Below are 26,611 nucleotides of genomic sequence, written 5' to 3' on the forward strand. Positions count from 1 at the left end.
GGGCCCTCCGGTGGGGCGAGGTCGTGCCGATCCGGGACGATCGTGCTCAGTACCGCAGGCCCCGGGCCGCGAGCCAGGGGCTGGGATCCACATGGCCCCCGTTGACGATGACCTCGAAGTGCAGATGCGGGCCCGTCGAGTCGCCGCGGTTGCCCATGCGGGCGATCTGCATGCCCGCAGGAACGCGTTCGCCGACCGAGACGAAGAAGTCGTACATGTGCCCGTAGACGGTGATCGAACCGTCGTCGTGGCGGATGCGGACCCACAGGCCGAAGCCCTGGGCGGGACCGGCGTCGATGACGGTGCCGTCCGCGACGGCGTAGATCGGGGTGCCGATCGGGCCCGCGACGTCGATGCCGTTGTGGAAGGTGCCCCACCTGGAGCCGAATCCCGAGGTGAACAGCCCGCGCGCGGGCAGCACGAACCCGCCGATGCCCGGCAGCACCGAGCCCGGCGTGACCACCACGCCGGGCTCGTTGATCCACGGCTGCCATTCCCCCGCGGCCGCGGCGGCGGCCTCGGCTTTGGCGCGTTCCAGGGTGGCGCGGGCGGCCGCGGCGACCACGGCCTGTTCGCGCAGGTGTTCACCGTTGGCGATGGCATTGAGGTAGCGGCGCACCGACGGCGGCGTGGACTGATACTGCTGGGGGTGGGCGAAGAACACGCGGCGGGCCTCGTTCGGGCCCAGCGGACCGTCCTGGAACCCGCGTCCGAGGGTCGTATCGGCTCCGGCCAGCACGAGTACGCCGATCAGTCCGGCGATCAGCCACCGATGGCGCTGCAGCAGACGAAGGTATTCGGCGCGTTTGTCCTCGGTCCACAGCCGCCGGGGATCGGGCAGCTCCCGGTGCCGCATGCCGGTGAGTTCGGTGCGGGCGCGGTCGGGCAGCGCTTCGGCCGCCTCCCACAGCCCGGCCGCCGTGTCTCCCAGCGCGGCGGCGCGGCGACCGGCCGCGCGGCGCAGTGCGGCGGCGCGCTGCCGCAGCCCGGGACGTCGGCGCGCGGCGCGCGAACGCCAATCCGGCGGGATGACGACGCCGCCGCCCGCGTCACCCGCACGATCCAGTTCGGTGCGACGAGCCCTGTCAAGCATCGTGCCGACCATATCCCGGCTCACCCGAACGACGGTGCTCTACCGTCGTTCGGGTGTCCAGAGAATCTCGAAGGTCGACCATCCCACCTTTCTACGTGATGGATGTCTGGAAAGCCGCCGCCGAACGCGCCAGAACGCACGGCGATGTGCTCGTGCTGGCCGCCGGTCAGCCCTCGACGCCCGCGCCCGCTCCGGTGCTGCGCGCCACCAAAGCCGCGATCGACGCCGAATTGCTCGGCTACACCGAGACCTTCGGCATCCTGGCGCTGCGCGAGGCCATCGCCGGACACCACGCCACGACCTACGGATACCCGGTCGACCCCGACGACGTGGTGGTCACGACCGGTTCTTCCGGTGCCTTCACGCTGATCTTCCTGGCCGCCTTCGACCCGGGCGACACCGTGGTGGTGGCCCGGCCCGGATATCCGGCCTACCGCAACACCCTCAGCGCGCTCGGCTGCCGCGTGGTCGAACTCGATTGCGGTCCGCAGACCCGATTCCAGCCGACGGTGGAGATGCTGGCCGCGCTGCCGGAACCGCCCAGGGGCCTGATCGTGGCGAGCCCGGCGAATCCGACCGGCACCATGATCGAGCCGGGCGAGCTGGCCGCGCTCGCCCGCTGGTGCGAGGACAACGGGACGCTGCTCATTTCCGACGAGATCTATCACGGGATCACCTACGGCGACGACGCGCGCACCAGCTCGGCCTGGGAGAGTTCGCGCGCCGCGGTGGTCATCGGCTCGGTGTCGAAGTACTTCTCGATGACCGGCTGGCGGCTGGGCTGGATGCTGGTTCCCCCGGATCTGCGCCCGGCCCTGCAACGGCTGGCCTCGAACATGACGGTGTGCCCGCCCGCCATCTCGCAGTACGCGGCGGTGCACGCCTTCGACGAGGAGTCCAAGGCCGAGCTGAACTCCCACGTGCTGCGCTATGCGGCCAACCGCAGGCTGCTGCTGGACGGGCTGACCGCCTTGGGGATCACGAAACTGGCCCCGGCCGACGGCGCGTTCTACGCCTATGCCGACATCGGCCACCTGACCGAGGATTCGCGTGCCTGGTGCGCGGACGTGCTCGCGCACACCGGGGTGGCGCTGGCGCCCGGCATCGATTTCGACACCGTGAACGGAGATCGCTCTGTGCGTTTCTCTTTCGCCGGTGCGCACGCCGATATCGAGCAGGCATTGCTCCGGCTGGCGGGGTATCTCCGCGCGGGGGATTGACGCCGATTCGAAGTGTCTGGTGGGCAACAACTTTCCCCGCTCCGATGCCGTCGATCCCCGGATGGGGTAGAACAAAAGACGGCTGAGTTCGACAGCTGAGCCCACTTCGACGGCTGAAGCCTCTTCTTTCGATTTTCCACGGATGAACCGATGATGACTGGCACGATGGCACGGTGATAACCGCGACGACCCCGAAAGGTGAACGGCGTCGCCAGGCCCTGGTCGCCGCCGCCGCAGAACTGCTCCTCGAAGGCGGATTCGATGCGGTGCGGCATCGTTCGGTGGCGACCCGCGCCGACCTCCCGCTCGCGTCGACCACCTACTACTTCGCCTCGCTCGAGGATCTGATCGCGCGCGCCGTGGAGTTCAGCGGCAGTGCCGAACTCGACGCCATGCGCAAGCGCGTCGGCGAGGTCAGCCACCGTCGGCGCGGTGCGGAGGCGACCGTCGAGCTGGTGCTCGATCTACTGATCGGCGATCGGCACGACGAGGCCGCGCGCGGCCAGTTGATCGCCCGCTATGAGCGTTCGGTGGCCTCGGCTCGCCATCCCGAGCTACGCGAGGTCCAGCTCCGACTGCGCGCGCAGCTCGAGGAACTGCTCGCCGACGTGCTGCGTCGCTCCGATCGCAGCGTGCGCCCCGAACATCTGCGAAGACTGGTGGCGGTGGTCGACGGCGCCGTCGTCGCCGCGCTGACCGAGAACGACCCCGACCCGCGCCGCACCGCACGGGCCGCGCTGCTGGAAGTGATCGACATCGTGGCCCCGCCGCTGCGCTCTGTCGATTCCCCGTCGCTGCGCCCGGCCGACCTGGAGCAGCAACTCAACGGCAGCAGGTCGACCGGCCCGGAAATGCGGCCACTAGACTGACCCCACGTGACCCTCGTCCCGAACGTCCTCGCCACCCGCTATGCCAGTCCGCAGCTGGTGCACCTGTGGTCGCCGGAACACAAGATCGTGCTCGAGCGGCGGCTGTGGCTGGAGGTGTTGCGGGCCCAGTCCGAGCTCGGCATCGACCTGCCCGACGGCGTGCTCGCCGACTACGAGCGGGTGATCGACCACGTCGACACCGCCTCCATCGCCGAACGTGAGCGGGTCACCCGCCACGACGTGAAGGCGCGCATCGAGGAATTCAACGCGCTCGCCGGGCACGAGCACGTGCACAAGGGCATGACCAGCCGCGATCTGACCGAGAACGTCGAGCAGTTGCAGATCCGGCTCTCCCTCGAGCACGTGCACGCCCACGGCGTCGCGGTGGCCGCCCGGCTGGCCGAACGGGCCGCCGAATACCAGGCGCTGGTGATGGCGGGCCGCTCGCACAATGTCGCCGCACAGGCCACCACGCTGGGCAAACGTTTCGCCTCGGCCGCCGACGAACTGCTCATCGGCCTGACCAGGCTGCGCGAACTCATCGACCGCTACCCGCTGCGTGGCATCAAGGGCCCGATGGGCACCGCGCAGGACATGCTGGACCTGCTCGGCGATCCGGCGAAGCTGGCCCGCCTGGAACAGCAGGTGGCCGGCCATCTCGGCTTCGCGACCGTGCTGACCAGCGTCGGTCAGGTGTACCCGCGTTCGTTGGACCACGACGTGCTCTCGGCGCTGGTGCAGATCGGCGCGGCACAGTCGTCGTTCGCGCACACCATCCGCCTGATGGCGGGCCACGAACTGGTCACCGAGGGCTTCCAGCCCGGCCAGGTGGGCAGCTCGGCCATGCCGCACAAGATGAACACCCGCTCGTGTGAGCGCGTCAACGGCCTGCAGGTGGTGCTGCGCGGCTACGCCTCGATGGCCGCCGAACTGGCCGGCGCGCAGTGGAACGAGGGCGACGTGTTCTGCTCGGTGGTGCGCCGGGTCGCGCTGCCCGACGCGTTCTTCGCCATCGACGGCATGATGGAGACCTTCCTGACCGTGCTGGCCGAATTCGGCGCCTACCCGGCCGTGATCGCCCGCGAACTGGACCGCTACCTGCCGTTCCTGGCCACCACCCGCATCCTGATGGCGGCGGTGCGGGCCGGTGTGGGTCGCGAGACCGCGCACGAGGTCATCAAGGAGCACGCGGTGGCCGTCGCGCTGGCCATGCGCGAACAGGGCAGGGAGCCGGATCTGCTCGACCGCTTGGCCGCCGATGCCAGGCTGCCGCTGGACCGGGCCGCGCTCGACGCCGCGTTGGCGGACAAGTCGGCCTTCGTCGGCGCCGCGGGCGACCAGACCGGCGAGGTGGTCGCGCAGGTGCAGAAGCTGGTCGAGACCTATCCGGAGGCGGCCCGCTACACGCCGTCCCCGATCCTGTAGTCCGCAGGCCGCTGTCGATGCCCGCGTTGCCCCGCCCCGGTCTGCGGACCTGGGCGCGGCGACGGCTGCCCGGCCTGGCTCGTCGGGCGGGGTTAAGGTGCGGTGTGGATCCGTACACCGTCTTCTCCGATATCGTCGCCGGTCGCGCACCCGCCTCGAAGGTGTACGAGGACGACGACGTCCTCGCCTTCATGGACATCCGGCCGATGACGCCCGGACATCTGCTCGTGGTGCCCAAGGTGCCCGCCCGTGATCTCGCCGCGCTGGATCCGGTGGTGGGCGGCAAGCTGTTCCAGGTCGGTCAGCGGCTGGCCGCCGCGCTGCGGGCCAGTGAAGTGGCCTGCGACGGAGTGAATTTCTTTCTCGCGGACGGGGTGACCGCGGGACAGGAGGTCTTCCACGTGCACCTGCACGTGATTCCGCGCACGCCCGGCGACGGCTTCGGTCTGCGCGGTCGCCCGACCAGTCCGCACCGCGCCGATCTGGACTATCTGGCCGGTTCGATCCGGGGCGCGCTGGCGCGCGCCGAGTAGACCGGAGAGTCCGCCAGGTGCCCTTGCCTCGGGCAGCCCAGGGCGTTCGCGTCGACAGGTTCGGCGCCCCCAGCCCGGCCGTGTTCGCCGACTCACCCGCGACGGGTCGGTCATCCAGGTGCAGGTGCTACCTCCAGCGACGGGCCGCGCCACCGTCGGCCCGGCCATCGGAGCCCCACCACGGCCGTCGCGGTCAGTCGGTGGGGCGAGCCCGCGCGACCCGGACGACCGCGACCACCACGACCGCTGCGGCGAGCGCGGCGGCGCCGAGGACGATGTACCCCGCCGGTCGGCCGAACAGCGTCACCGTGTCGGTCTGCACGACGCGCTTGCGATAAACGGTGTCCTCGGGCGCGGCGGCGAAGGTGAAGTCGGAGGTGATGGCGCCGGGATCGCCGATGCGCACCCGCATCTCGGTCAGGAAGTCGCGGCCGGTGCCGATCGCTTCGCGCAGGAACGGATCGTCGGAGTCGCCGGGGGAGAGACGGCCGGAGAACTCGACCACCGTGTTCTGACCCGCCGCGTTCGGGTCGTCGCGTTGCATCCGGTGCTCGCCGAGGACGTAGAGATGGACCGATTGCGCGGTGCTCGCCGCGGCCGACATGCGCATCGGGTAGATCAGCCGATCGGAGTCGAACGCGAGGCGCACCGGGTCGAGCGCGCCGGACAGTTCCCGGTCGCCGGTGAGCCGCACGGCCACGAACGACCAGCCTTCGCGCAGATACGGTTCCAGCGTGGCGGTCACCTCGGGGCGCATGGCGTAGCCGTTGCCGCTGAGCCAGCGGCGCAGGCCGCCGAGATCGCCGCCGGACAGGGTGGTCGCCTCGAGCGGGCCGAGCCGGACCTGGTCGAGCACCATCGGCGCGCCGCCCCCCGCCGGTGCGCCCACGCCGTCGTCGTCCCGGCCGGAGAACCACTCGGTCTCGACGATGTATTCGGGTGCGGTCAGGCGAGCGAGTTCGCCGAAGGTGTCCGCCGATCCGGCGCTCACCGTGGCCGGGGTAGGCGTGGGCACGACGAGGGCGGCGTGGTCGGTGTCGGAGGCCAGGGACAGTCGCATCAGCACGGTCTCGCGTCGTCCGTCCCAGGTCAGCGCCGCCGTCTCCTGGTGGACCGTCGCGGCGTCGCCCGGGCTGACGATGCCGCCGCAGGCGCACGCCGTCGCCGGGCCGATCGCGCCGGGCGAGAGCACGGCGCCCAGGATCGCGACCGTCGCGGCACCGCGAGCCGCGGCGGCCCCGCGGCGGGACGGTCCGGCGGCGCGGGTCGCAGCGGCGGATGGACCGGGCGAGGCGAGCGGAACGGTCGCGGCGGTGCGAGGCGACGTGGGCCGGAGACGCCGGAGCGCCAGGGCGGCGAGACGGGCGGCCGTGGCGGAGGGCATGGGGCGAGCCTAGTGGCGAGGGGAGAGCGGCGTCGCCGATCCCTCGGGCGCGTGGCCGCCGGATCAGTAGGGTGGACCCCATGTCTGTCGAGAGTCAGGTGGCGGCGCCGATCGCCAAGCGGGTGCCGACCGAGCGGATCCATCACGGCGACGTCTTCGTCGACGAATACGAATGGCTGCGCGACAAGGAGAGCCCCGAGGTCATCGGCTACCTCGAGGCCGAGAACGCCTACACCGAGGCGCGGACCGCGCACCTGGCCGGGCTGCGGGAGAAGATCTTCGAGGAGATCAAAGCGCGCACCCAGGAGACCGACCTGTCGGTGCCGACCCGGATGGGCGAGTTCTGGTACTACTCCCGCAGCTTCGAGGGCAAGCAGTACGGCGTGCACTGCCGGTGCCCGATCGACACGAGCGCGGGCGAGTCGCAGGCGTGGACGCCGCCGCAACTCGAGGCGGATCGGGAGATCCCGGGTGAGCAGGTGCTGCTCGACAGCAACGCCCTCGCCGAAGGCCACGATTTCTTCGCTCTCGGCGCGTTCTCGGTCAGCCACGACGGTCATTTGCTGGCCTACTCGGTCGACACCGTCGGCGACGAGCGCTACACGCTGCGGGTGAAGGATCTGCGCACCGGCGAACTGCTGTCCGACGAGGTCGCGGGTACCGCGCCGGGCGCCACCTGGTCGCTGGACGGGACGCACATCTTCTACCAGACCGTCGACGAATCCTGGCGGCCCGACACCGTCTGGCGCCATCGGCTCGGCACCGCCACCGACGCCGATGTGAAGGTCTTCCACGAGCCCGACGAGCGGTACTGGGTCAGCGTCGGCGCGACCCGCTCGGAGAAGTACCTGATGATCTGGGTCGGCTCCAAGATCACCACCGAGGGCTGGGTGCTGGAGTCCGATGATCCCGAAGGCGAGTTCCGGGTGATCCTGCCGCGCCGCGAGGGTGTGGAGTACTCCGCCGAACACGCGGTGATCGCCGGACAGGACCGTTTCCTGATCCTGCACAACGACACCGGCGCCGACGGTGTGAAGGCGCAGAATTTCGTGCTGACCGAAGCGCCTGTGGACAACCCGTCCGAACTGCGCACCCTCATCGAGCACCGCGACGATGTGCGGCTCGAGGACATCGACGCCTTCGCCGATCATCTGGTGCTCAGCTACCGCCGTGAGGCGCTGACCAGGGTGGCGGTCTGGCCGCTCACCGAATCCGGCTACGGGGAACTGCGGGAGCTGGAGTTCGATCTCGAGTTGTTCTCCGTGGGCATGGGGGGGAATCCGGAGTGGGAACAGCCGACTCTGCGCATCGGGCTGACCTCGTTCATCACCCCGATGCAGGTCTTCGACTACGTCCCCGCGACCGGCGAGCTGCTGCTGCGCAAGGAACAGCCGGTCCTCGGCGGCTACGACGCGGGCGACTACGAACAGCACCGGGACTGGGCGGTCGCCGAGGACGGCACCCGGGTGCCGATCTCGCTGGTGTGGCGCAAGGGCGCGGCCGATCCCGGCGGGCAGCCGCGCCCGATGCTGCTCTACGGCTACGGCTCCTACGAGTCCAGCATCGACCCCGGTTTCTCGGTGGCGCGCTTGTCGCTCCTGGACCGCGGCATGGTGTTCGCGGTCGCGCATGTGCGCGGCGGCGGTGAGATGGGCAGGCTCTGGTACGAGAACGGCAAGACGCTCAGCAAGAAGAACACCTTCACCGATTTCGTGGCCTGCGCCCGGCACCTGATCGAGGCCGGGGTCACCGCGCCGGATCGCCTGGTCGCCGACGGTGGCAGCGCGGGCGGTCTGCTGATGGGCGCGGTCGCCAACCTGGCGCCGGAGCTGTTCGCGGGCATCCTGGCCAATGTGCCGTTCGTCGACCCGCTGACCTCGATCCTCGACCCGTCGCTGCCACTGACGGTCATCGAGTGGGACGAGTGGGGCAACCCGCTGGCCGACAAGGACGTCTACGAGTACATGAGGTCGTACTCGCCGTACGAGAACGTGCGGGCCGCGGACTACCCGGCGATTCTGGCGATCACCAGCATCAACGACACCAGGGTGCTGTACGTGGAGCCGGCCAAGTGGGTCGCCAAGCTGCGCGCCACCCGCACCGGTGACGCGCCGCTGCTGCTCAAGACCGAGATGAGCGCCGGCCACGGCGGAGTCAGCGGCCGCTACGCGAAGTGGAAGGAAGTCGCCTTCGAGTTCGCCTGGGTGCTCGACACCGTCGGTCTCGCCGAGTGAGGTGTGGAATCCGGCCGGGCGGCCAGCGCTTGCCGGCCGACAGCGCGCCGTCACGGTGCCGGTGATACCCGTGTGACGGTGTTGCCGACGAATGTGATGGGGTGTTCGTCGCCCCGTCATGTCGGCTGCACGGGGTGTACACGTGCGTACGGCATCGTGGTGTCATGAGCGCCGAGCTGATCGTTTCCGTGTCGGGGATCAGGGACACCACTCGCGATGCGGCGATCGAATTCGCCGCCGAGATGGATCGGCGGCGGGTCCGGCTCTCGCTGTTGGTCGCGCCCCGGTTGAAGGGCGGCTACCGGCTGACCGAGGATCTCGCCACCCAGGCGTGGTTGCGCGGCAGACGCGCCAGACAGGACGCGATCGTGCTGCACGGCTACGACCAGGCCGCTACCAAGCGCCGCCGCGCGGAATTCGCCGCGCTGCCTCGCCACGAGGCGCGGCTGCGGCTGACCGCGGCGGACCGGGTGATGGAGCAGGTGGAGTTGCGCACCCGGTTGTTCGCCGCGCCGCGCTGGAGCGCCTCCGAGGGCGCGCTGGACGCGCTGCCCGACGTCGGCTTCCGGGTGGCCCTCGGTCTGACCGGCATCTACGACCTCGAACGCGGCAGTGTGCAGCGGGCTCGTGTCTACGGGATCGGTGAGGGCTTCCGTGCCGAGCCCTGGTGGTGCCGGGCACTGGTGATGGGCGCGGCCAGGACCGCGCGCCGGGGCGGTGTCCTGCGGCTGGCCATCTCCGGCGCGCAACTCCAGCGCCCCGGTCCGCGTCAGGCGATGCTCGACGCGGTGGATCTGGCGCTGTATCACGGTGCGGTCAGCGAGGTCTACCGTCGCGCACCGGCCTCCGCGTCGCGCGCGGCATGAGCCGGCCTGTGCGGGCGCGACAACTCGGGCGAGAATCGTTCCGCGAATGTGATCAAGATCACCTATAGGCGGACAGTCGGGCGGCATACCCGGCCCGCGCGATCCGAATCACGCTACGGGCAGCGGCATTCGCGGCGTTCGATTCCCGGCGTGCAAACATGCCGCTATCCATGATGCTCGGGACTTTTTCCGGTGATTCGGTCGGATTCTCGCGATTTCAGCTGATCATGGTCGGTCAATCCGGCGGTCTGGGAAAGATTTTCGAGAAATCTTTGCTCGCGTGGTTTGTGGTCGCCGTGAATGAGCAAACCTGCCAGTGCAAGCACTCATGAAACCGACGAAAGGATGCACCATGGATAGCTTGCTCGAGCTCCTGCTGTCGCTGATCGTTTCGCTGAGCGGGGACGACGAACCCCAAGGCCTGTTCTGAGTCGGTTCTGTCGTTCTCGTGATCGCCGCCCCGCACCGGAAATCCGGTGTGGGGCGGCGGTCGTTCGCGCCCGGGCTCGTGTCGGCGCGAAGGGTTCGGTCCGCGAGCGGGATCAGGCGGAGAAGTCCCGGCTGTCCTCGGCGGGCAGAACGGTGAATTCCGTTCCCTCCGGCCGCATCTCGGTGAGCCGCCCGAAGTAGATGCCCCTGGCCTCCGGGGCGACGATGCCGTAATGGATCGGAATCGCGGTGCGCGGGTTGACCGCTCGCAGATAGTCCACCGCCTCGCTGATCTTCATCCACGGCGCGGCGGCGGGCGTGGCCAGCACGCCGACCGGGACCGGCGGTACCCACAGCGAATCGCCGGGATGGACCAGCTGGGCGGGATCCTCGGCTGTCCCCAACTGGAAGACAGTGTTGTCGATCACCGGCAGTTCGGGATGAATGACCGCGTGCCTACCGCCCCCGCCGGTGATGCGCAGCCCGTCGAGATCCAGGACGTTGCCCGCGTGCACCGCCTCCCAGCGGCCCCCGCGCTGTGCCGCGGTCTGTGGGTCCGACAGCAGCCGCGCGCCGGGATTGGCCTCGGTGAGCGCGTCGATGCGTTCGGGGTCGATGTGGTCGGGATGCTGATGGGTGATCGCGATCGCGTCCAGGCCGGTGATGCCCTCGAAGCCGTGGGAGAACGTCCCCGGATCGAACAGGATCTTCTTGCCGTGCAGTTCGACGAGCAGGCAGGAGTGTCCGAAATGGGCTATGCGCATGGCGCCATGCTATGCGGCTCGACCCCGCAGGTGGCGTGACGTCGGAGGACAACTAGGCTGCATGGGTATTCCCCCCGCAACCACCACCCTGCTCGGGTGGTGTCCTCAGAGCTAGGAGCAACTCGTGGCACGAGTCGTGGTCGAGGTGATGCCGAAGGCCGAGATCCTGGACCCCCAGGGGCAGGCCATCGTCGGCGCACTCCCGCGCCTGGGATTCGAGGGCATCTCGGATGTCCGCCAGGGCAAGCGGTTCGAACTCGACGTGGCCGACGACGTCAGCGACGCCGAGCTCGAGCAGATCGCCGAGCGCCTGCTGGCCAACACCGTCATCGAGGAGTGGAAGGTGGTGCGGCTCTCGTGAGCGCGCGCATCGGCGTCATCACCTTCCCCGGCACCCTCGACGATGTCGACGCGGCGCGGGCGGTGCGGCTGTCCGGCTCCGAGGCGGTGAACCTGTGGCACGCCGACGCCGATCTGAAGAACGTCGACGCGGTGATCGTGCCCGGTGGCTTCTCCTACGGCGACTACCTGCGCGCGGGTGCGATCGCGAGGTTCGCGCCGGTCATGGGCGAGGTCGTCCGGGCCGCCGAGCAGGGCTTGCCCGTGCTGGGCATCTGCAACGGCTTCCAGGTGCTCTGCGAGGCGGGCCTGCTGCCCGGCGCGCTGACCCGCAACGAGGGCCTGCACTTCATCTGCCGCGACCAGTGGCTGACTGTCGAGTCGGTGAACACCGCCTGGACCTCCCGCTACGAGCCCGGCGCGCAGATCCTGGTGCCGCTGAAGTCCGGCGAGGGCCGCTACCAGGCCTCGGCCGCGGTGCTCGACGAACTCGAGGGCGAGGGTCGCGTGGTGTTCCGCTACGCGGGTGAGAACCCGAACGGCTCCCAGCGCGGCATCGCGGGCATCGCCTCGGCCAACGGCCGGGTGGTGGGCCTGATGCCGCATCCCGAGCACGCCACCGAGCCGCTGACCGGCCCCAGCGACGACGGCCTCGGCCTGTTCCTGTCGGTGCTGGACAGCCTCGTCAGCGCCTGAGCCCGACGCCGTGGAGGGTGTCGACGATCTCGAAGTCGACGCCCTCGACGCGCGCCAGCCGACTGGGCCGCACGGCTTGTCTGCCACGGAAGAAGCACGGCCCGTCCGGTGCGTCGAAGGCGGCCTTCTCGTGCACGATCCGCTCGATGGCGGGTACCTCGAGCGAGCCCGCGATCTCGGCGACCTCGCGCAGCGTGTGCAGTGCCTCGTAGCCGGCATTGCTGAAGGTCGTCAGTCCCGGCGAGAAGGAGCCGAAGCGGCGGCGATACCGCGCTCGGAGATCGTTCTCATGACACCGGCCGACGAAGAAGCTGGAGGGCACGTACAGATTGTGGTGAGCGGTCGGTCCGCCCGCCAGCAGCACGTTCTCGTCGATCGACGGGCCGATCCTGACCTGTGTCCCGTCCCGGCCCGAAGCGGCGAACTGCCGGTTGAAAGCCGCGGCGTCGGCGCCGAGCAACATGATCAGCACGCCGTCGGCGCGGTCCAGATCGCGGTGCTCCAAGAAGTCGGAGAAGTCGGCCACACCCGGCGCCGTGAATCGTTCGAGCACCACCTCGCCGAATTCCGCGGCTGCCCCGCGTATCGCCTTGGCGAGTTCGCGTGGCCAGATGTAATCCGCGCCGATGATCGCCCAGCGTTGCACCCCGAGTTCGCGGCGAGCCCAGGACACCGCCGCCAGGGTGTGCTCGGCCGGATGCTCACCGAGCATCAGCACGCCGGTCGGCGTCGGCAGGCCCTCATGGCACGCGGCGTAGATATAGGGGACGCGCCCGCCGCCGGCCTCCGCCACCGCCATCCGCACCGCCGAGGTGTGCCAGCCGGTGATGGCGTGCACCATGCCGGTCGCCAGCAGCGCCGAGATCTCCGTCGCGACCTGCTCCGGTGCGCGTCCGCCGTCGATGTTCGTGACGCGGATCTCGCGGCCGAGAATCCCGGTACCCGAGTTGATCTCCTCGGTGGCCAGCGAGATGGCGTTGTCGCTGGAGGGGACGGCGATCGCCAGCGGCCCGCGCATCGGAACTATGTTGAGGATCTCGACGGTGTCCTCGGGGCTCTCCCCGTACGCGGACATTCGGTACTCTTCTTCTCCATCGAGCGAAAACGGCAGGCGGGAAAACGATGACCACCATTGTAGGCCGCACCGCGACATTGCACGGTGCGCTGCGCGCCGCGGAGCGCCGATGGCTGCGCCACCTCGACGACACCTTGTGCGCACGGCAACTCTCGCCCGACCAGTGGTCGATGCTGTGCAATCTGTCCGCCGACACCGGTATCACCATGAGCCAGCTGGCGGCCAAGGCTCAGCTGGCGCCGTCCTCGGCCACCCGGCACGCGGACCATCTGGCCGAACGCGGGCTCATCTTCCGGGTCGCGGCCGAAGAGGACCGCAGACGCATCCTCATCGGCCTGAGCACACGCGGTGTGGAACTGGTCGCCGCGGTGCGCGCCGACGAGGCGCTCGCCGAGCAGCGGGTACGGGCGACACTGGGCGCGCGTCGCTACGAAGAGCTGTTGCGGCTGCTCGAGGTCGTCGCCGAGGCCTGAGTGCGGCGAGCCGGGGGTCTTCACCGGCATCGTGGTCTTTCCCGGCGTAGCGGTCGGCGCTGCCTAGGATCGGCGGTATGTCAGCTGCCAGCACCCCGACCACCTCCGCCACCGCCGAAGGGCTGTGCACCTTCATCGACGCCTCGCCCTCGCCGTTCCACGTCTGCCGGACCGTCGCCGCCGAACTCGACGCGGCGGGGTTCACCCGGTTGCCGGAGTCCACCGCGTGGACCGCGGGTGAGCCGGGCAGGCACTACGTGGTGCGCGGGGCTTCTCTGGTGGCCTGGGCCGATACCCCCGGTCCCGCCGTCACGCCGTTCCGGGTGGTCGGCGCGCACACCGACAGTCCCAACCTGCGCGTCAAGCAGCATCCCGATCTGGTCTCGGCCGGGTGGCGGATGGTCGGCCTCGAGCCCTACGGCGGCGCGTGGCTGAACTCCTGGCTCGACCGTGAGCTGGGACTGTCCGGCCGCTTGACCGTCCGCGACGGCAACTCCGTGCGCACCGAACTGGTTCGCATCGACGATCCCATTCTGCGGGTGCCGCAACTGGCGATCCACCTGTCCGAGGACCGGCGCGGGGTCAGTCTCGATCCGCAGCGCCACGTCAACGCGATCTGGGGCGTCGGTGAAACGGGCGGCGCGTTCCTGGATGTGGTCGCCGAATATGCCGGGGTGGCATCGGATTCGGTACTCGGCTGGGAACTGATGACCCACGACCTGGCGCCCAGTCGCCTGGTCGGCCGGGAACGCGACCTGGTCAGCGCGCCGCGTCTGGACAATCAGGGCACCTGCTACGCCGGTCTGCACGGATTCCTGGCCGCGGTCGACGCGCCGGGGACGGCCATCCCGGTGCTGGCCATGTTCGACCACGAGGAGGTCGGCAGCCAGTCCGATCGCGGCGCGCAGTCGGATCTGCTGCCCGCCGTGCTCGAGCGCATCGTGCTCACCCGGGGCGGCGGCCGCGCCGAATACCTGGCCGCGCTGGCCGGTTCGATCTGCGCGTCCGGGGATATGGCGCATGCCACCCATCCGAACTACCCCGAGCGCCACGAGCCCGCGCACCGCATCGAGGTCAACGGCGGCCCGGTGCTCAAGGTCAACCAGAACCTGCGCTATGCCACCGACGCCACCGGCGCGGGCGCGTTCGCGCTGGCCTGCGCCCGGGCCGGGGTCCGGTTGCAGCGCTATGTGCACCGCGCGGATCTGCCCTGCGGTTCCACCATCGGCCCGATGACCGCCGCGCGCACCGGCATGCCGACCGTGGACGTGGGAGCGCCACAGCTGGCGATGCATTCGGCGCGCGAACTGATGGGCGCGGCCGACGTGGTCTCCTACGCCGCCGCGCTGGCCGCGTTCTCGGCGCCCGAAGACGGGGCCGCCGACGCGGGCCGGTAGGTGAACGCGGCGACCGCGAGCACGCCCAGGGTGACCAGCACGTAGCTGCTGCCGATGATCTGCTGCCACCACGCCCAGTCGAGCTCGCGGTCCTGCGCATGCGGCAGCAGCCAGTGCGGGCCGATCAGGTACAGCACGGTGATCGCGCCGGCGACCCAGGCGAACAGCCGCCAGGGCGCCTGCCCGGCGCGCCTGCGCACGATGACGTCGGCGGTGAGAAGCAGGGCGGGCGCGGCCCACACCCAGTGGTGCGACCACGAGACGGGGGAGACCAGCAGGATCGCGGCCGCGTTCACCAGCAGTGCCGCGACGTGCGCCCCGGCCCGGATCAGATGGTGCATCCACACCGCGGCCAGCGCCACCGCGATCACCGCGAGGACGAGCCAGATCACCGTCGCCGCGGTGTCGGGCACGCCGAGCCGGAAGGCCAGGCCCTTGAGCGACTGGTTGCCCGCGAAGTAGGGCGGACCGATGCGGCCGGTGTCGGCGAGCGTGCGGAACCAGTACTCCACCGAATCGCTCGGGAACAGCACAAAGCCCAGCCCCACCGCGCCGATCGCGGAGACCACCATGGTGGCAGCGGCCTTCCAGTCCCGGCGCAGCAGGAAGTACAGCAGGAAGCCGCCCGGAATCAGCTTGATGGACACCGTGATACCGATGAGCATGCCGCGCGGCCAGAACGGCTTGCGTACCAGGCAGTCCGCCGCGACCGCGGCCATCAGTACCAGGTTGATCTGACCGAAGCCGAAGGTCTGGCGCACCGGTTCCAGGTAGAGCGCCAGCGCCAGCGCGGCGATCACCACCGGCACCGCCACCCGCCGGTCCAGGCCGGGGCGCAGCCGGTCGAGCACCAGCCACAGCGTCAGGCCGAGGCAGCCGAGCGAGGTGAGCAGCACGACGACCTCGGCGAGCAGCAGCGGCATCAGCGCCAGCGGGGCGAAGAACAGCGCCGCCAGCGGCGGATAGGTGAACGGCAGCCCGATGCCGGCGACCGGCGGCATCGGCCCGTACAGCTCGCCGCCGTCCAGCCATACTCGGGCGCCGTTGCGATAGACCTGCAGGTCGATGTAACCGCTCCACCAGTGCGCCAGCAGCGAGACCAGAGCGGAGACGGCGAAGAGCGCGAGCGCGCCGGCAAGCAGCCGCAGCCGTGAACCCGCGAGCGTGGCAGCGGGTTCCGTGGATCGGGGGGAGGGAGGTTCTACGCCGTGGAGGTGGGGGGTGCCGAGGTCGGCAGGCTTCGCGGCCTGTTCGGCCACCCCCGATCGTTCGTTCACCCGCCCAGAGTACCGGTGCGCTGTACCTTTCCGGCCCGGTGTTCACCAGTCCGGGCAACTGCGCGGTCACGGGCGGCGATCTGTCCCGCACGGGCCGTGTGGTGCGTGGACAAGTCGTGTGGCCCGCGAACCCGGGGTGATGCGCGCTCGCGGCAACGGCCCAGCGACTACCGCTGGCCCGGAATCGGTTCCCGGCGGGGTGTGCCCGGTATGTCCGAGTACCCATCCGCGGTCGCGGGCGGGCCCCTCACCTGCGGGGCCGTCGCGGGTGCACCGTAGACTGAGCCCGCCCTCCCGTCATGTCGGCGGGACCGGAGCTCGTCGCTTCACAATGCCCGGCCGAAAGGACCCTGGTACTCCGTGACTCCGCAGGTCGACACCGTCAGCGCAGCCGCAGCAACCCCCGAGGTCGCGCAACCCTACAAAGAACTGGGTCTCAAGGACGACGAGTACGCCCGCATCAAAGAGATCCTCGGCCGCAGGCCGACCGACGCCGAACTGGCGATGTACTCGGTGATGTGGAGCGAGCACTGCTCGTACAAGTCGTCCAAGGTGCACCTGCGCTACTTCGGTCAGACCACCACCGACGAGATGCGCGCCTGCATGCTGGCCGGCATCGGCGAGAACGCGGGCGTGGTGGACATCGGCGACGGCTGGGCGGTCACCTTCAAGGTGGAAAGTCACAACCACCCGTCCTATGTGGAGCCCTACCAGGGCGCGGCCACCGGCGTCGGCGGCATCGTGCGCGACATCATGGCGATGGGCGCGCGCCCGATCGCGGTGATGGACCAGCTGCGCTTCGGCGCGGCCGATGCCCCCGACACCCGTCGCGTGGTCGACGGCGTGGTGCGTGGCGTCGGCGGCTACGGCAACTCCCTCGGCCTGCCGAATGTCGGCGGCGAGACCGTCTTCGACGCCTCCTACCAGGGCAACCCGCTGGTCAACGCGCTGTGCGCGGGCGTGATGCGGGTCGAGGACCTGCACCTGGCCTTCGCCTCCGGCACCGGCAACAAGATCATCCTGTTCGGCGCGCGCACCGGTCTCGACGGCATCGGCGGCGTGTCCGTGCTCGCCTCGGACACCTTCTCCGGCGACGAATCGGGCTCCGGGCGCAAGAAGCTGCCCAGCGTCCAGGTCGGCGACCCGTTCACCGAGAAGGTGCTCATCGAGTGCTGTCTCGAGCTGTACGCGGCCGAGCTGGTGGTCGGCATCCAGGATCTCGGCGGCGCCGGATTGTCCTGTGCCACCTCCGAACTCGCCGCGGCCGGTGACGGCGGCATGTACATCGAACTGGACAAGGTGCCGCTGCGCGCCACCGGCATGACCCCGGCCGAGGTGCTCTCCAGCGAGTCCCAGGAACGCATGTGCGCCGTGGTGACCCCGGACAACGTCGACGCCTTCATGGCGGTCTGCGCCAAGTGGGACGTGCTGGCCACGGTGATCGGCGAGGTCACCGACGGTGATCGCCTGGTCGTCAGCTGGCACGGCGAGACCGTGGTGGACGTGCCGCCGCGCACCGTCGCCCACGAGGGCCCGGTCTACGAACGCCCGGTGCGGCGTCCGGATTACCAGGACGCGTTGATCGCCGACGCCCCCGACGCGCTGCCGCGGCCGAAGACCGCCGAGGAACTGCGCGAGACGCTGCTGAGGATGATCGCCAGCCCGCAGCTGTGCAGCCGCAAGTGGATCACCGAGCAGTACGACCGCTACGTGCGCGGCAACACAGTGCTCGCGGAGAACGCCGACGCCGGTGTCATCCGCATCGACGAGGAGTCCGGTCGCGGCATCGCCCTGGCCACCGACGCCTCCGGCCGCTACACCAAGCTCGACCCGTACACCGGCGCGCAACTGGCGCTGGCCGAGGCGTTCCGCAATGTCGCCACCACCGGCGCGACCCCGAAGGCCGTCACCAACTGCCTGAACTTCGGCTCGCCCGAGGATCCCGGCGTGATGTGGCAGTTCCAGCAGGCCGTGCGCGGTCTGGCCGACGGCTGTGTGGCCCTGGGGATCCCGGTGACCGGCGGCAATGTCAGCTTCTACAACCAGACCGGTCAGGACGCGATCCTGCCGACCCCGGTGGTCGGAGTGCTCGGCGTCATCGACGACGTGCACCGGCGCATCCCCACCGGGCTCGGCCTCGAGCCCGGGGAGACGCTGATCCTGCTCGGCGACACCCACGACGAGTTCGGCGGATCCATCTGGGCGCAGGTCGCCCACGACCATCTCGGTGGCGTGCCGCCGAAGGTGGATTTCGCCCGCGAGCAGCTGATCGCCGAGGTGCTGGTCGCCGGCTCGCGCGACGGCATGATCTCCGCCGCGCACGACCTGTCCGAGGGCGGTCTGGCCCAGGCGGTCGTCGAGGCCGCGCTGGCCGGCGAGACCGGTTGCCGCATCCTGCTTCCCGAGGGCGCCGACCCGTTCGTGACCCTGTTCTCGGAATCGGCCGGTCGCGTGCTGGTGGCGGTGCCGCGCTCGGAGGAGACCCGGTTCACCAAGATGTGCGAGGCCAGGCAGTTGCCGTGGGTGCGCATCGGCGTGGTCGATCAGGGCTCCGAGGAGATCGAGGTGCAGGGCCAGTTCTCCATCCCGATGACCGAACTGCGCGAGGCCTTCGAGGGCACGCTGCCGAAGCTGTTCGGCGCCCAGACGGTCTGAGCGCCCCACCGGCTACCCGCCCGGCCCGCCCCGGACACTGCGGGGCGGGCCGGGCGGGTAACCGGACCGACCACGCATACTGTTCGGGTGCTCGAGAAAGCGGACACCTTGACGAGGCTGCGCACGCGCGGCGCCGTCCTGGCGCGCCGGGCCGAGGTCGTCATCGACCTCAACTACGTCGGAATCGTCGTCGCCACCCTGTTCTTCGCGCTGTCGGTGACCCCGTCGCTGGTGCCGCGTGACTGGCTGTTCCAAGGACTGATCAGCGGGGTCAACGCCGCGCTCGGTTACGGCCTCGGCTGTCTGCTGGAGTGGGGCTTCCGTTCCTCGATCCGTCCCAGGCTCACCATGATCCCGCCCGCACCGAGCTGGGTGGTCTACGCGGTGAAGGCGGCCGTGCTGACGACCGCCGGGCTGACCGCGGCGCTGATGCTGGTGCAGTCGGCGCGCTGGCAGCGCGAGATCACCGCGCTGATGGGCATGGAGGGCACCACGACGCCCGCCTACCTGCGTACCGGGCTGCTGAGCCTGGCGATCGGCGTCATCGTGGTGGCTGTCTATCGCACCATCCGCGAGATCGTGCTCTTCCTGGCCAGAGAGCTCAATCGCTGGGTCCGGGTGCCGCGCGAACTCGCCCCCGCCGTCGGCGCGCTGGTGCTGGTGGTGGCGGCGACCACGATCTTCAACGGCGTCGCCACCCGGGCCTTCTTCGCCGTCGCCAACTCGGCGTTCAGCGTGCGCAACGATCACACCTCGCCCAACGCGGTGCAGCCGCGACTGCCGCAGCGCTCGGGCAGTCCGGAATCGTTCGCGGCGTGGGACACCCTCGGGTTCGAGGGGCGCTGGTTCGTCTCGCAAGGGCCCACCGCGAGCCGGATCGCCGCGGTCACCGGCCGGCCCGCCCAGGAACCCATCCGCGCCTACGTCGGTCTGGAATCCGCCGAAGGCGAGGAGACCCATGCCGAGCTGGCCGTGCGCGAACTCGAGCGCGCGGGCGCTTTCGACCGGAAGGTGCTGGTCGTGGCCACCAGCACCGGCACCGGTTGGGTGAACTCGATGGCCGCGGGCGCGATCGAGTACATGTACGGCGGGGACAGCGCGATCCTCGCCACGCAGTACTCGTATCTGCCCAGTGTGCTGTCGTTCCTGGCGGACAAGGGCAAGGCCGCCTCGGCGGGCAGGCAGATCTTCGACGCGGTGTACCAGCGCTGGTCGCGGGAGCCGGTGCAGAGCAGGCCGAAGTTGTTCGTCTACGGCGAGAGCCTCGGTTCGCAGGGGTCGGAGGAGGCGTTCGCCGGGCTGGCGGACCTGCGCGGCAAGGTCGACGGCGCGCTGTGGGTGGGACCGCCGAATTCCAACCGGCTGTGGAAGCAGATCGTCGACCGCCGCGACCCCGGCTCGCCGGAGGTACTGCCGATGTACGCCGACGGGCTGGTCGTGCGTTTCGCCGCCGACGCACCGGATCTGGCGGAGCCCGGACCACAGTGGGAGACGCCGCGCATCGCCTACCTCCAGCATGCCTCCGACCCGATCGTCTGGTGGTCGCCCGACCTGATCTTCTCCCGTCCCGACTGGCTGGCCGAACCGCGCGGCTCGGACGTGTCCTCGCAGATGCGCTGGGCGCCGTTCATCACCTTCTGGCAGGTCACCGCCGACCTGACCAATGCCCAGGGCGTCGCCGACGGTCACGGCCACCGCTACGGCAGTCTGGTCGTCGACGCCTGGGCCGCCATCGCCCAGCCCGCCGACTGGACCCCCGAGCTCGCCGAGCGGGTGCGTTTCCAGCTGGAGTCGGCCGAGGACTTCGAACGAGCCACCAAGTGAGCCCGCGTCTTTCCCACGCGCCGGTGATCCGGTTGTTCCCGGCGTTCGCCGCGCTGATCGCTCCGCCGCTGTGGAACAACCGGATCGCGCCCGCGCTCGGCCTGGGTCGACGCGGCCGCACCCTGGCCCATCTCGGCTTCGCGACCGGTTACGCCGCCACTTTCGCGGGACGGCCGAACTGGTGTTCCGCCACGGGCCTTCGCGTGGGGCTCGCGGTGAGCTCGGTCCTCGTGACCGGCACGGCCGCCGCGCTCGCCCTCGCCCCGGTACGCGCCGTCCTCACCGAAACCCCCGACCGCGTGCCCGATGTGTCACCGGCGGAATGGATCGCGGTGCACATCCCCTTCGGCACCGTCGTGGCCGAGGAACTCGTCTTCCGCGCCACCCTCGACCCGCTGCTGACCGCCCGGTTCGGTGCCCGCCCTGCCCTGCTCCTCGGCGCGGCCGCCTTCGGTCTCTGGCACATCCACCCCGCCCGTAGCGCGGGTGACCGGGTGCTCCCGACCGTCGTGGCCACCACCGCCGCGGGCGTTGTGTTCACTCTGCTGAACCGCTGTGCCCGCAGCACCACCGCCCCCGCGCTGCTGCATTTCACCCTCGATGCCGTCGGTGCGGTGATCGTCACGCTCGCTCGGCGGAGGCACGACTCGTGACGCGGGAGGACGGCGGTAGCCTCGCGGAGTGGCACGGCGCAGAGTTGATCCGGGGGAGTTGCGGGCCGCGGTGGCGGCGGTGAGCGAGTGGTTGCGCGACGAGCGGTCGGCCGCTCCGGCGCGTGCGGAGATCGCGGCCGCGGTGCGGGCGACCGCGCGGACGCTGGCGGAAGCCGCGCCGGGACACTCGGTGGAGGTGCGGGTGCCGCCGTTCGTGGCGGTGCAGTGCGTGGAGGGGCCGCGGCACACGCGCGGGACGCCGCCGAACGTCGTGGAGACCGATCCGCGCACCTGGTTGCTGCTGGCCACCGGGCTGTCGGAATTCGCGCGCGCCGTCGAGGACGGGGTGGTCACGGCGTCGGGCAGCCGGGCGGGCGAGATCGCGCGCTGGCTGCCGATCACGCGACCGGCCTCCGAATGATCCCCGATGGGGCGAGTCGCTCGGGCGAGTTCGTGCCGAGCCCCCACCGGTCGCCCGGATCGGATCAGGCGGGAACGCGCTCGCCCGCGCTGCGGTGCAGCCCCTTGTAGTCGTAGAAGCGGGTGATCACCAGGCCGAAGATCACGCCGAATACCAGCCCGAAGATCGTCATCCACAGCCCGCGGCCGAGCCCGGCGTTGAAGTCGGCGTTGAAGTACAGGATGGCTCGCACGGACAGGTACACCTGGTGCATGGGCTCGAACGTCGCCAGCCAGGCGAAGTAGCTCGGCGTCGCCTCGATCGGCACGGTGCCGCCGGAGGAGGGCAGGCCGAGCACCACGAACAGGATCAGGTTCACCAGCAGGCCGGCCGAGCCGAACGCCGCCAGCATGGACAACCCCGTGACCCCGACCGCGACGATCGCCAGCGCGCTGTAGAGGTACAGCGCCAACGGCCGCTCGATCGGCATGTCCAAGGCGTGTGCCACCACCAGGAAGACCCCGGCGATGACGATCGCCGCGCCGGTCATCACACCCCACTTCAGCAACAGGGTGCGCACCCGGGAGATCGGCGTCGGCGGGAAGTGCACATACCAGGGTCCGTACTCGGTCGGTACGAAACCGAACGCCGCGTCGACCATGGTGTGAATCGTCATGGCGCCGATCACGCCGACCAGCAGCAGCAACAGCGCGAAGAAGAACGCGGTCAGACCCTCGCCGGTGCCGCTGGGCAGCGGCCGGAACTCCTCGTGCACCAGCCGCAGCGGGGACTCCAGGGTGAGCTGCGTCGCGCCGCTGATCTCCGTGGGCGTGCCGCCGCCGGGCGGGGTCAGCTGGGCTCGCACCTGTTCGGTGAGCTGTCTGCCGACCTGCTCGTTCACCCGGGGGAACATCTGATCGGCGATGCGGTCGACGATGGTGGTCGCGAACGGGCCGACCCGCGGATTGGTCTGCACGATGATGATCGGCTGCTCCATGTCGCCGGGCACCACGCTGCCCACGCCCAGGATGCCCAGGCGCTTGCTGAAATCGCCGGGGATGATGATCGCGCCGTACACCTCGCCGTTGCGCAGCTGGCGCTGCGCCTCGTTGATGCCCAGTTCTCGCAGGTCGATCTCGTCGGCCGGAATCCCGGCGACAATGCCCTCGGCGACTTCTGTGCCGAAATTCACCTGCTCGGGTTCCGCGGCGGTGCCGAGGGTGTCGCCGACGTCCATGTTCACCAGCGCGACGGGGAACCCGTGCAGGTTCTCCTCCGGATCGGCCACATAGGCCAGATACAGATAGCTCAGCAGAGTCGCGACCAGCGTGATCACGACCAGCGGAAAGACCGTCGCGCGCAGCAGTGTGTGCGGCTTGGGCGGCCGGGACGGTGCGGTCTGTTCCGTCGGCCGGTTTTCGCTCATCACGATCGAAAGGTACCGCCCGGGCGGCTGTCGGCACATCCTCCGGCAGGTGTGATTGCCGTCGGTATGCCGAAGCGGTGATCGCGCGACCAGTGGGCACCCGTAGAATGGCGAGAGCCCCCAAGCCCGCCCGAACAGGGAGCGTACGGTGATCAACGCCGAATCCGCGGTCGACAACCTCGCCGCCACCTCGGACCAGGACGAGAACGAACCACGCGAGGAGTGTGGTGTTTTCGGTGTCTGGGCCCCGAGCGAGGACGTGGCCAAGCTCACGTACTACGGCCTCTACGCGCTCCAGCATCGCGGCCAGGAAGCGGCGGGCATCGCGGTCTCCGACGGTCAGCAGATCCTGGTGTTCAAGGATCTCGGGCTGGTCAGTCAGGTGTTCGACGAGCAGACGCTGGCCGCCATGCCGGGTCACATCGCCGTCGGGCACTGCCGTTACTCCACCACCGGCGGCGTGACCTGGGAGAACGCTCAGCCGATCTTCCGCACCACCGCTGTCGGCTCCGGCCTGGCCCTCGGTCACAACGGCAACCTCGTCAACACCGCCGAGCTGGCCGGTCGCGCACGGGAACTCGGCCTGATCGGCACACCGGTCGCCGCCGACGGGCGCCCGCAGCCGGTAGGTGCCACCTCCGACTCCGATGTGATGACCGCGCTGCTGGCCCACGCCGCCGCGGACTCGAGCATCGAACAGGCCGCGATGACACTGCTGCCGCAGCTGCGCGGCGCGTTCTGCCTGACCTTCATGGACGAGCACACCCTCTACGCCGCGCGTGACCCCCACGGTGTGCGACCGCTGTGCCTGGGCAGGCTCGAACGCGGCTGGGTGGTGGCCAGCGAGACCGCCGCGCTGGACATCGTCGGCGCCGCCTTCGTCCGCGAGATCGAACCCGGCGAACTGCTGGCCATCGACGCCGAGGGCGTGCGGTCGATGCGCTTCGCCAACCCCGAGCCCAAAGGCTGTGTCTTCGAGTACGTGTACCTGGCCCGCCCGGACTCCACCATCGCGGGCCGCTCGGTGCACGCGACGCGCGTGGAGATCGGGCGCAGGCTCGCCAAGGAGCATCCGATCGAGGCCGACCTGGTGATCCCGGTGCCCGAATCCGGGACCCCCGCCGCCGTCGGCTACGCGCAGGGTTCCGGCGTCCCCTACGGCCAGGGCCTGATGAAAAACGCCTACGTGGGTCGTACCTTCATCCAACCCAGTCAGACCATCCGCCAGCTCGGCATCCGGCTCAAGCTCAATCCGCTGCGCGAGGTCATCCGCGGCAAACGGCTGGTCGTGGTCGACGACTCGATCGTGCGCGGCAACACCCAGCGCGCCCTGATCCGGATGCTGCGCGAGGCGGGTGCGCTGGAGATCCACGTGCGCATCGCCTCCCCGCCGGTCAAGTGGCCCTGCTTCTACGGCATCGACTTCGCCTCCAGAGCCGAGCTGATCGCCAACGGCGCGGGCGCCGACGACAGCTACCAGGACATGGTCGAAGCCGTCCGCCGCTCCATCGGCGCGGATTCGCTCGGCTACATCTCCACCGAGGGCATGATCGCCGCCACCGAGCAGCCGCGCTCGCGACTGTGCTGTGCCTGTTTCGACGGCGATTATCCGATTCCGCTCCCGACCGAAGCTTCCATCGGCAAGAATCTGCTCGAGGGCATGCTCACCGGGCAGCCGGAATCGGTTCTGCTCGGCGACAACGCCAACGCCAGCGCGCTGAGTCGTCCCTGACTCCCCGTCGTAGTCGTCCTGACTGCCGTCGTCGAGCCGTCCCGCGATCGGGTCGCGTGGAGGCCGACACCCATGCGTGCCCGAGATCCGGTTCGGGTAGCGTGATCAGGCATGTATCCGCCGATCCGGTTTGGAGCTCTCCCCGAAAATGACTGAACAGACCCCCACCGGCGGTGCCTCGTACGCCGCGGCAGGCGTGGACATCGAAGCCGGTGATCGCGCAGTCGAGTTGTTCGGGCCATTGGCGAAGAAGGCCACTCGCCCCGAAGTCCAAGGTGGCCTCGGTGGGTTCGCCGGTCTCTTCGCACTCAAGGGCGGCTACCGTGAACCGCTGCTCGCCGCCTCCACCGACGGCGTGGGCACCAAGATCGCGGTCGCCCAGGCCATGGACAAGCACGACACCGTCGGCCTCGATCTGGTCGCCATGGTGGTCGACGACCTCGTCGTCTGTGGCGCCGAGCCGCTGTTCCTGCAGGACTACATCGCCATCGGCAAGGTCGTCCCGGAGAAGGTCGCCGAACTGGTCTCCGGTATCGCCGAGGGCTGTGTGCTGGCCGGCTGTGCGCTGCTCGGCGGGGAGACCGCCGAACATCCCGGACTGATGGACCCCGACGACTACGACCTGTCCGCCACCGGCGTGGGCGTCGTGGAAGCCGACGCGGTGCTCGGCCCGGACCGGGTGCGCCCCGGTGACGTGGTGCTCGCCATGGGCGCCTCGGGCCTGCACTCCAACGGCTACAGCCTGGCCCGCAAGGTGCTGCTGGACATCGACCGGATGTCGCTGACCGGTCACGTCGAGGAGTTCGGCCGCACGCTCGGTGAGGAACTGCTCGAGCCGACCCGCATCTACGCCAAGGACTGCCTGGCGCTGATCGCCGAGACCGATGTGCGCACCTTCGCGCATGTGACCGGCGGCGGCCTGGCGGCCAACCTCGCGCGCGTGATCCCGGCGGGCCTGGTCGCCGAGCTCGATCGCGGCACCTGGAATCCGGCGCCGGTGTTCAAGATGATCGCCCAGCGCGGCCGGGTCGAGCGGGCCGAGATGGAGAAGACCTTCAACATGGGTGTCGGCATGGTCGCCGTGGTGGCGCCCGAGGACGTCGACCGCGCGCTGGCGGTGCTGACCGCTCGCCACGTCGAATGCTGGACGCTGGGCACCGTGAAGAAGGCCAAGGACGCCGATTCCGCGCGGGCCCATTTGCTGGGCGAGCATCCCCGATTCTGATCGGATCGCCGCGGGATTGTCACCGACCGACGAGAAGGGCCGATCGTCCGTTTTGCGGACGATCGGCCCTTTTTCGTGCCGAGAGAAATTCCGGTTCCGGTGAATTCCGCGGCTGATCGGTATCGGTGAGAATTTACCGGACGTCCCGCGCTGCGGCGACGACGAAATCGTCGTTCGGGACTACCCGGCGAAATTCGTTGCCCGGCAACCACGAAGGGTCACCGGACGTCGAATTGTCTTGGCAAGCCTGCTCGACCGAGCCGCGTACCCGGCAACGTGCAAAAGGGAGGCCCCGTCGGCCTCCCCTGTTGACGTTGTATCCGAGTCAGCGGCGCCAGTCGTCGTAGTCGTCCTCGTCCCAGCGGGACAAGGAGTCGTCCGAGTCGTGCTCATCGGACAACACGCCACCACTGTGCTTGGTGGGGTGTCCCGAGAGCTCGCGCTGAAGGCTCGCGAAGTCGGTTGGCGTCGAGCTGTACTTGAGCTCTCGAGCAACCTTGGTCTGCTTTGCCTTAGCCCGGCCACGGCCCATGGCTGACCCCCTCGCGTCACAGCGGGGCGGCCTGGGGTGTGTTGGCGGCCCCGTTCGAATTAATACTCTTCCTGACAGACACTTTAGCGT

Annotated in this window: 23 protein-coding genes; 16 read left to right on the forward strand and 7 right to left on the reverse strand. The window is 69.8% G+C overall.

Going from position 1 to position 26,611, the window contains the following annotated elements; all coding sequences use genetic code 11:
* Positions 1–46: 46 nt before the first annotated feature.
* Complete coding sequence (locus tag IU449_RS15445) at positions 47–1,093, reverse strand: M23 family metallopeptidase (RefSeq protein ID WP_228804737.1); 1,047 nt, start codon at positions 1,091–1,093, stop codon at positions 47–49.
* A 53-nt stretch (positions 1,094–1,146) separates the two neighbouring features.
* Here IU449_RS15445 and IU449_RS15450 point away from each other — a divergent pair, with 53 nt between their 5' ends.
* From IU449_RS15450 to IU449_RS15465, 4 genes are all read left to right on the forward strand, one after another.
* Positions 1,147–2,313, forward strand: coding sequence for a pyridoxal phosphate-dependent aminotransferase (locus IU449_RS15450; protein WP_195002800.1), 1,167 nt, complete (start codon positions 1,147–1,149; stop codon positions 2,311–2,313).
* A 173-nt stretch (positions 2,314–2,486) separates the two neighbouring features.
* Entirely contained in the window at positions 2,487–3,182 is a 696-nt protein-coding gene (locus tag IU449_RS15455) for a TetR family transcriptional regulator (RefSeq protein ID WP_324188267.1), read from the forward strand.
* Between the two features lie 6 nt (positions 3,183–3,188).
* The gene (gene purB / locus IU449_RS15460) at positions 3,189–4,607 is read left to right on the forward strand and encodes an adenylosuccinate lyase (protein ID WP_195002801.1); all 1,419 of its coding nucleotides are present in this window, start codon (positions 3,189–3,191) and stop codon (positions 4,605–4,607) included.
* A 104-nt stretch (positions 4,608–4,711) separates the two neighbouring features.
* Entirely contained in the window at positions 4,712–5,140 is a 429-nt protein-coding gene (locus tag IU449_RS15465) for an HIT family protein (protein WP_195002802.1), read from the forward strand.
* 193 nt (positions 5,141–5,333) lie between these two features.
* On the opposite strand, the gene IU449_RS15470 is transcribed toward IU449_RS15465, so the two are convergent.
* Positions 5,334–6,524, reverse strand: coding sequence for a DUF2330 domain-containing protein (locus tag IU449_RS15470; protein WP_195002803.1), 1,191 nt, complete (start codon positions 6,522–6,524; stop codon positions 5,334–5,336).
* 80 nt (positions 6,525–6,604) lie between these two features.
* Here IU449_RS15470 and IU449_RS15475 point away from each other — a divergent pair, with 80 nt between their 5' ends.
* Together IU449_RS15475 and IU449_RS15480 are read left to right on the forward strand one after the other, a co-directional pair.
* Complete coding sequence (locus IU449_RS15475; RefSeq protein WP_195002804.1) at positions 6,605–8,758, forward strand: S9 family peptidase; 2,154 nt, start codon at positions 6,605–6,607, stop codon at positions 8,756–8,758.
* 164 nt (positions 8,759–8,922) lie between these two features.
* Positions 8,923–9,624: a DUF2334 domain-containing protein gene (locus IU449_RS15480; RefSeq protein ID WP_195002805.1), complete on the forward strand. Its 702-nt coding sequence runs from the start codon at positions 8,923–8,925 to the stop codon at positions 9,622–9,624.
* Positions 9,625–10,166: 542 nt separating this feature from the next.
* Here the strand turns inward: IU449_RS15480 and IU449_RS15485 are convergent.
* Positions 10,167–10,817, reverse strand: coding sequence for an MBL fold metallo-hydrolase (locus IU449_RS15485; protein WP_195002806.1), 651 nt, complete (start codon positions 10,815–10,817; stop codon positions 10,167–10,169).
* Positions 10,818–10,941: 124 nt separating this feature from the next.
* Here IU449_RS15485 and purS point away from each other — a divergent pair, with 124 nt between their 5' ends.
* Both purS and purQ read left to right on the forward strand, forming a co-directional pair.
* Complete coding sequence (gene purS, locus IU449_RS15490) at positions 10,942–11,178, forward strand: phosphoribosylformylglycinamidine synthase subunit PurS (RefSeq protein ID WP_040794334.1); 237 nt, start codon at positions 10,942–10,944, stop codon at positions 11,176–11,178.
* Positions 11,175–11,852, forward strand: coding sequence for a phosphoribosylformylglycinamidine synthase subunit PurQ (gene purQ, locus IU449_RS15495; protein WP_195002807.1), 678 nt, complete (start codon positions 11,175–11,177; stop codon positions 11,850–11,852). Before purS ends, purQ begins: the two co-directional genes overlap by 4 nt.
* Here the strand turns inward: purQ and IU449_RS15500 are convergent.
* Positions 11,842–12,927, reverse strand: coding sequence for a substrate-binding domain-containing protein (locus IU449_RS15500; protein ID WP_195002808.1), 1,086 nt, complete (start codon positions 12,925–12,927; stop codon positions 11,842–11,844). The two genes, purQ and IU449_RS15500, sit on opposite strands and share 11 nt — an antisense overlap.
* A 47-nt stretch (positions 12,928–12,974) precedes the next feature.
* On the opposite strand from IU449_RS15500, the gene IU449_RS15505 reads away from it, so the two are divergent.
* A complete protein-coding gene (locus IU449_RS15505) occupies positions 12,975–13,400 on the forward strand; it encodes a MarR family winged helix-turn-helix transcriptional regulator (protein ID WP_195002809.1) in 426 nt (141 codons plus the stop codon).
* Positions 13,401–13,477: 77 nt separating this feature from the next.
* Complete coding sequence (locus tag IU449_RS15510) at positions 13,478–14,797, forward strand: M18 family aminopeptidase (protein ID WP_195002810.1); 1,320 nt, start codon at positions 13,478–13,480, stop codon at positions 14,795–14,797.
* On the opposite strand, the gene IU449_RS15515 is transcribed toward IU449_RS15510, so the two are convergent.
* On the reverse strand, positions 14,734–16,074 hold the full coding sequence (locus IU449_RS15515; RefSeq protein WP_195002811.1) for a glycosyltransferase 87 family protein: 1,341 nt from the start codon (positions 16,072–16,074) through the stop codon (positions 14,734–14,736). The genes IU449_RS15510 and IU449_RS15515 overlap by 64 nt on opposite strands.
* Before the next feature lie 360 nt (positions 16,075–16,434).
* Here IU449_RS15515 and purL point away from each other — a divergent pair, with 360 nt between their 5' ends.
* From purL to IU449_RS15535, 4 genes are all read left to right on the forward strand, one after another.
* On the forward strand, positions 16,435–18,729 hold the full coding sequence (gene purL, locus IU449_RS15520) for a phosphoribosylformylglycinamidine synthase subunit PurL (RefSeq protein WP_195002812.1): 2,295 nt from the start codon (positions 16,435–16,437) through the stop codon (positions 18,727–18,729).
* A gap of 87 nt (positions 18,730–18,816) precedes the next feature.
* Complete coding sequence (locus IU449_RS15525) at positions 18,817–20,553, forward strand: alpha/beta hydrolase (RefSeq protein ID WP_195002813.1); 1,737 nt, start codon at positions 18,817–18,819, stop codon at positions 20,551–20,553.
* On the forward strand, positions 20,550–21,206 hold the full coding sequence (locus IU449_RS15530) for a CPBP family intramembrane glutamic endopeptidase (protein ID WP_324188268.1): 657 nt from the start codon (positions 20,550–20,552) through the stop codon (positions 21,204–21,206). Before IU449_RS15525 ends, IU449_RS15530 begins: the two co-directional genes overlap by 4 nt.
* A 28-nt stretch (positions 21,207–21,234) precedes the next feature.
* Positions 21,235–21,627 (forward strand): sterol carrier family protein, encoded by a 393-nt coding sequence (locus tag IU449_RS15535; protein WP_195002814.1) that lies wholly within the window; start codon positions 21,235–21,237, stop codon positions 21,625–21,627.
* Between the two features lie 64 nt (positions 21,628–21,691).
* Here IU449_RS15535 and IU449_RS15540 read toward each other — a convergent pair whose 3' ends face one another.
* Positions 21,692–23,032, reverse strand: a complete 1,341-nt coding sequence (locus IU449_RS15540) for a YhgE/Pip domain-containing protein (protein WP_195002815.1) — start codon at positions 23,030–23,032, stop codon at positions 21,692–21,694.
* Between the two features lie 148 nt (positions 23,033–23,180).
* Here IU449_RS15540 and purF point away from each other — a divergent pair, with 148 nt between their 5' ends.
* Positions 23,181–24,764, forward strand: a complete 1,584-nt coding sequence (gene purF, locus IU449_RS15545) for an amidophosphoribosyltransferase (RefSeq protein ID WP_195002816.1) — start codon at positions 23,181–23,183, stop codon at positions 24,762–24,764.
* 148 nt (positions 24,765–24,912) lie between these two features.
* Entirely contained in the window at positions 24,913–25,989 is a 1,077-nt protein-coding gene (gene purM, locus IU449_RS15550) for a phosphoribosylformylglycinamidine cyclo-ligase (RefSeq protein ID WP_067861903.1), read from the forward strand.
* Positions 25,990–26,314: 325 nt separating this feature from the next.
* On the opposite strand, the gene IU449_RS15555 is transcribed toward purM, so the two are convergent.
* The gene (locus IU449_RS15555; protein ID WP_040794344.1) at positions 26,315–26,521 is read right to left on the reverse strand and encodes a DUF3073 domain-containing protein; all 207 of its coding nucleotides are present in this window, start codon (positions 26,519–26,521) and stop codon (positions 26,315–26,317) included.
* Between the last annotated feature and the right edge of the window lie 90 nt (positions 26,522–26,611).

This window comes from Nocardia higoensis (genome assembly GCF_015477835.1).
Taxonomy (GTDB): Bacteria; Actinomycetota; Actinomycetes; order Mycobacteriales; family Mycobacteriaceae; genus Nocardia; species Nocardia higoensis_A.

Bases quoted from the DNA above. Each gene is read 5' to 3' on its own strand.
- IU449_RS15500 (WP_195002808.1), bottom strand. From the start codon at position 12,927: ATGTCCGCGTACGGGGAGAGCCCCGAGGACACCGTCGAGATCCTCAAC.
- IU449_RS15480 (WP_195002805.1), top strand. From the start codon at position 8,923: ATGAGCGCCGAGCTGATCGTTTCCGTGTCGGGGATCAGGGACACCACT.
- IU449_RS15475 (WP_195002804.1), top strand. From the start codon at position 6,605: ATGTCTGTCGAGAGTCAGGTGGCGGCGCCGATCGCCAAGCGGGTGCCG.
- IU449_RS15445 (WP_228804737.1), bottom strand. From the start codon at position 1,093: ATGCTTGACAGGGCTCGTCGCACCGAACTGGATCGTGCGGGTGACGCG.
- IU449_RS15510 (WP_195002810.1), top strand. From the start codon at position 13,478: ATGTCAGCTGCCAGCACCCCGACCACCTCCGCCACCGCCGAAGGGCTG.
- IU449_RS15470 (WP_195002803.1), bottom strand. From the start codon at position 6,524: ATGCCCTCCGCCACGGCCGCCCGTCTCGCCGCCCTGGCGCTCCGGCGT.
- IU449_RS15555 (WP_040794344.1), bottom strand. From the start codon at position 26,521: ATGGGCCGTGGCCGGGCTAAGGCAAAGCAGACCAAGGTTGCTCGAGAG.
- IU449_RS15540 (WP_195002815.1), bottom strand. From the start codon at position 23,032: ATGAGCGAAAACCGGCCGACGGAACAGACCGCACCGTCCCGGCCGCCC.
- purM (WP_067861903.1), top strand. From the start codon at position 24,913: ATGACTGAACAGACCCCCACCGGCGGTGCCTCGTACGCCGCGGCAGGC.
- IU449_RS15505 (WP_195002809.1), top strand. From the start codon at position 12,975: ATGACCACCATTGTAGGCCGCACCGCGACATTGCACGGTGCGCTGCGC.
- IU449_RS15485 (WP_195002806.1), bottom strand. From the start codon at position 10,817: ATGCGCATAGCCCATTTCGGACACTCCTGCCTGCTCGTCGAACTGCAC.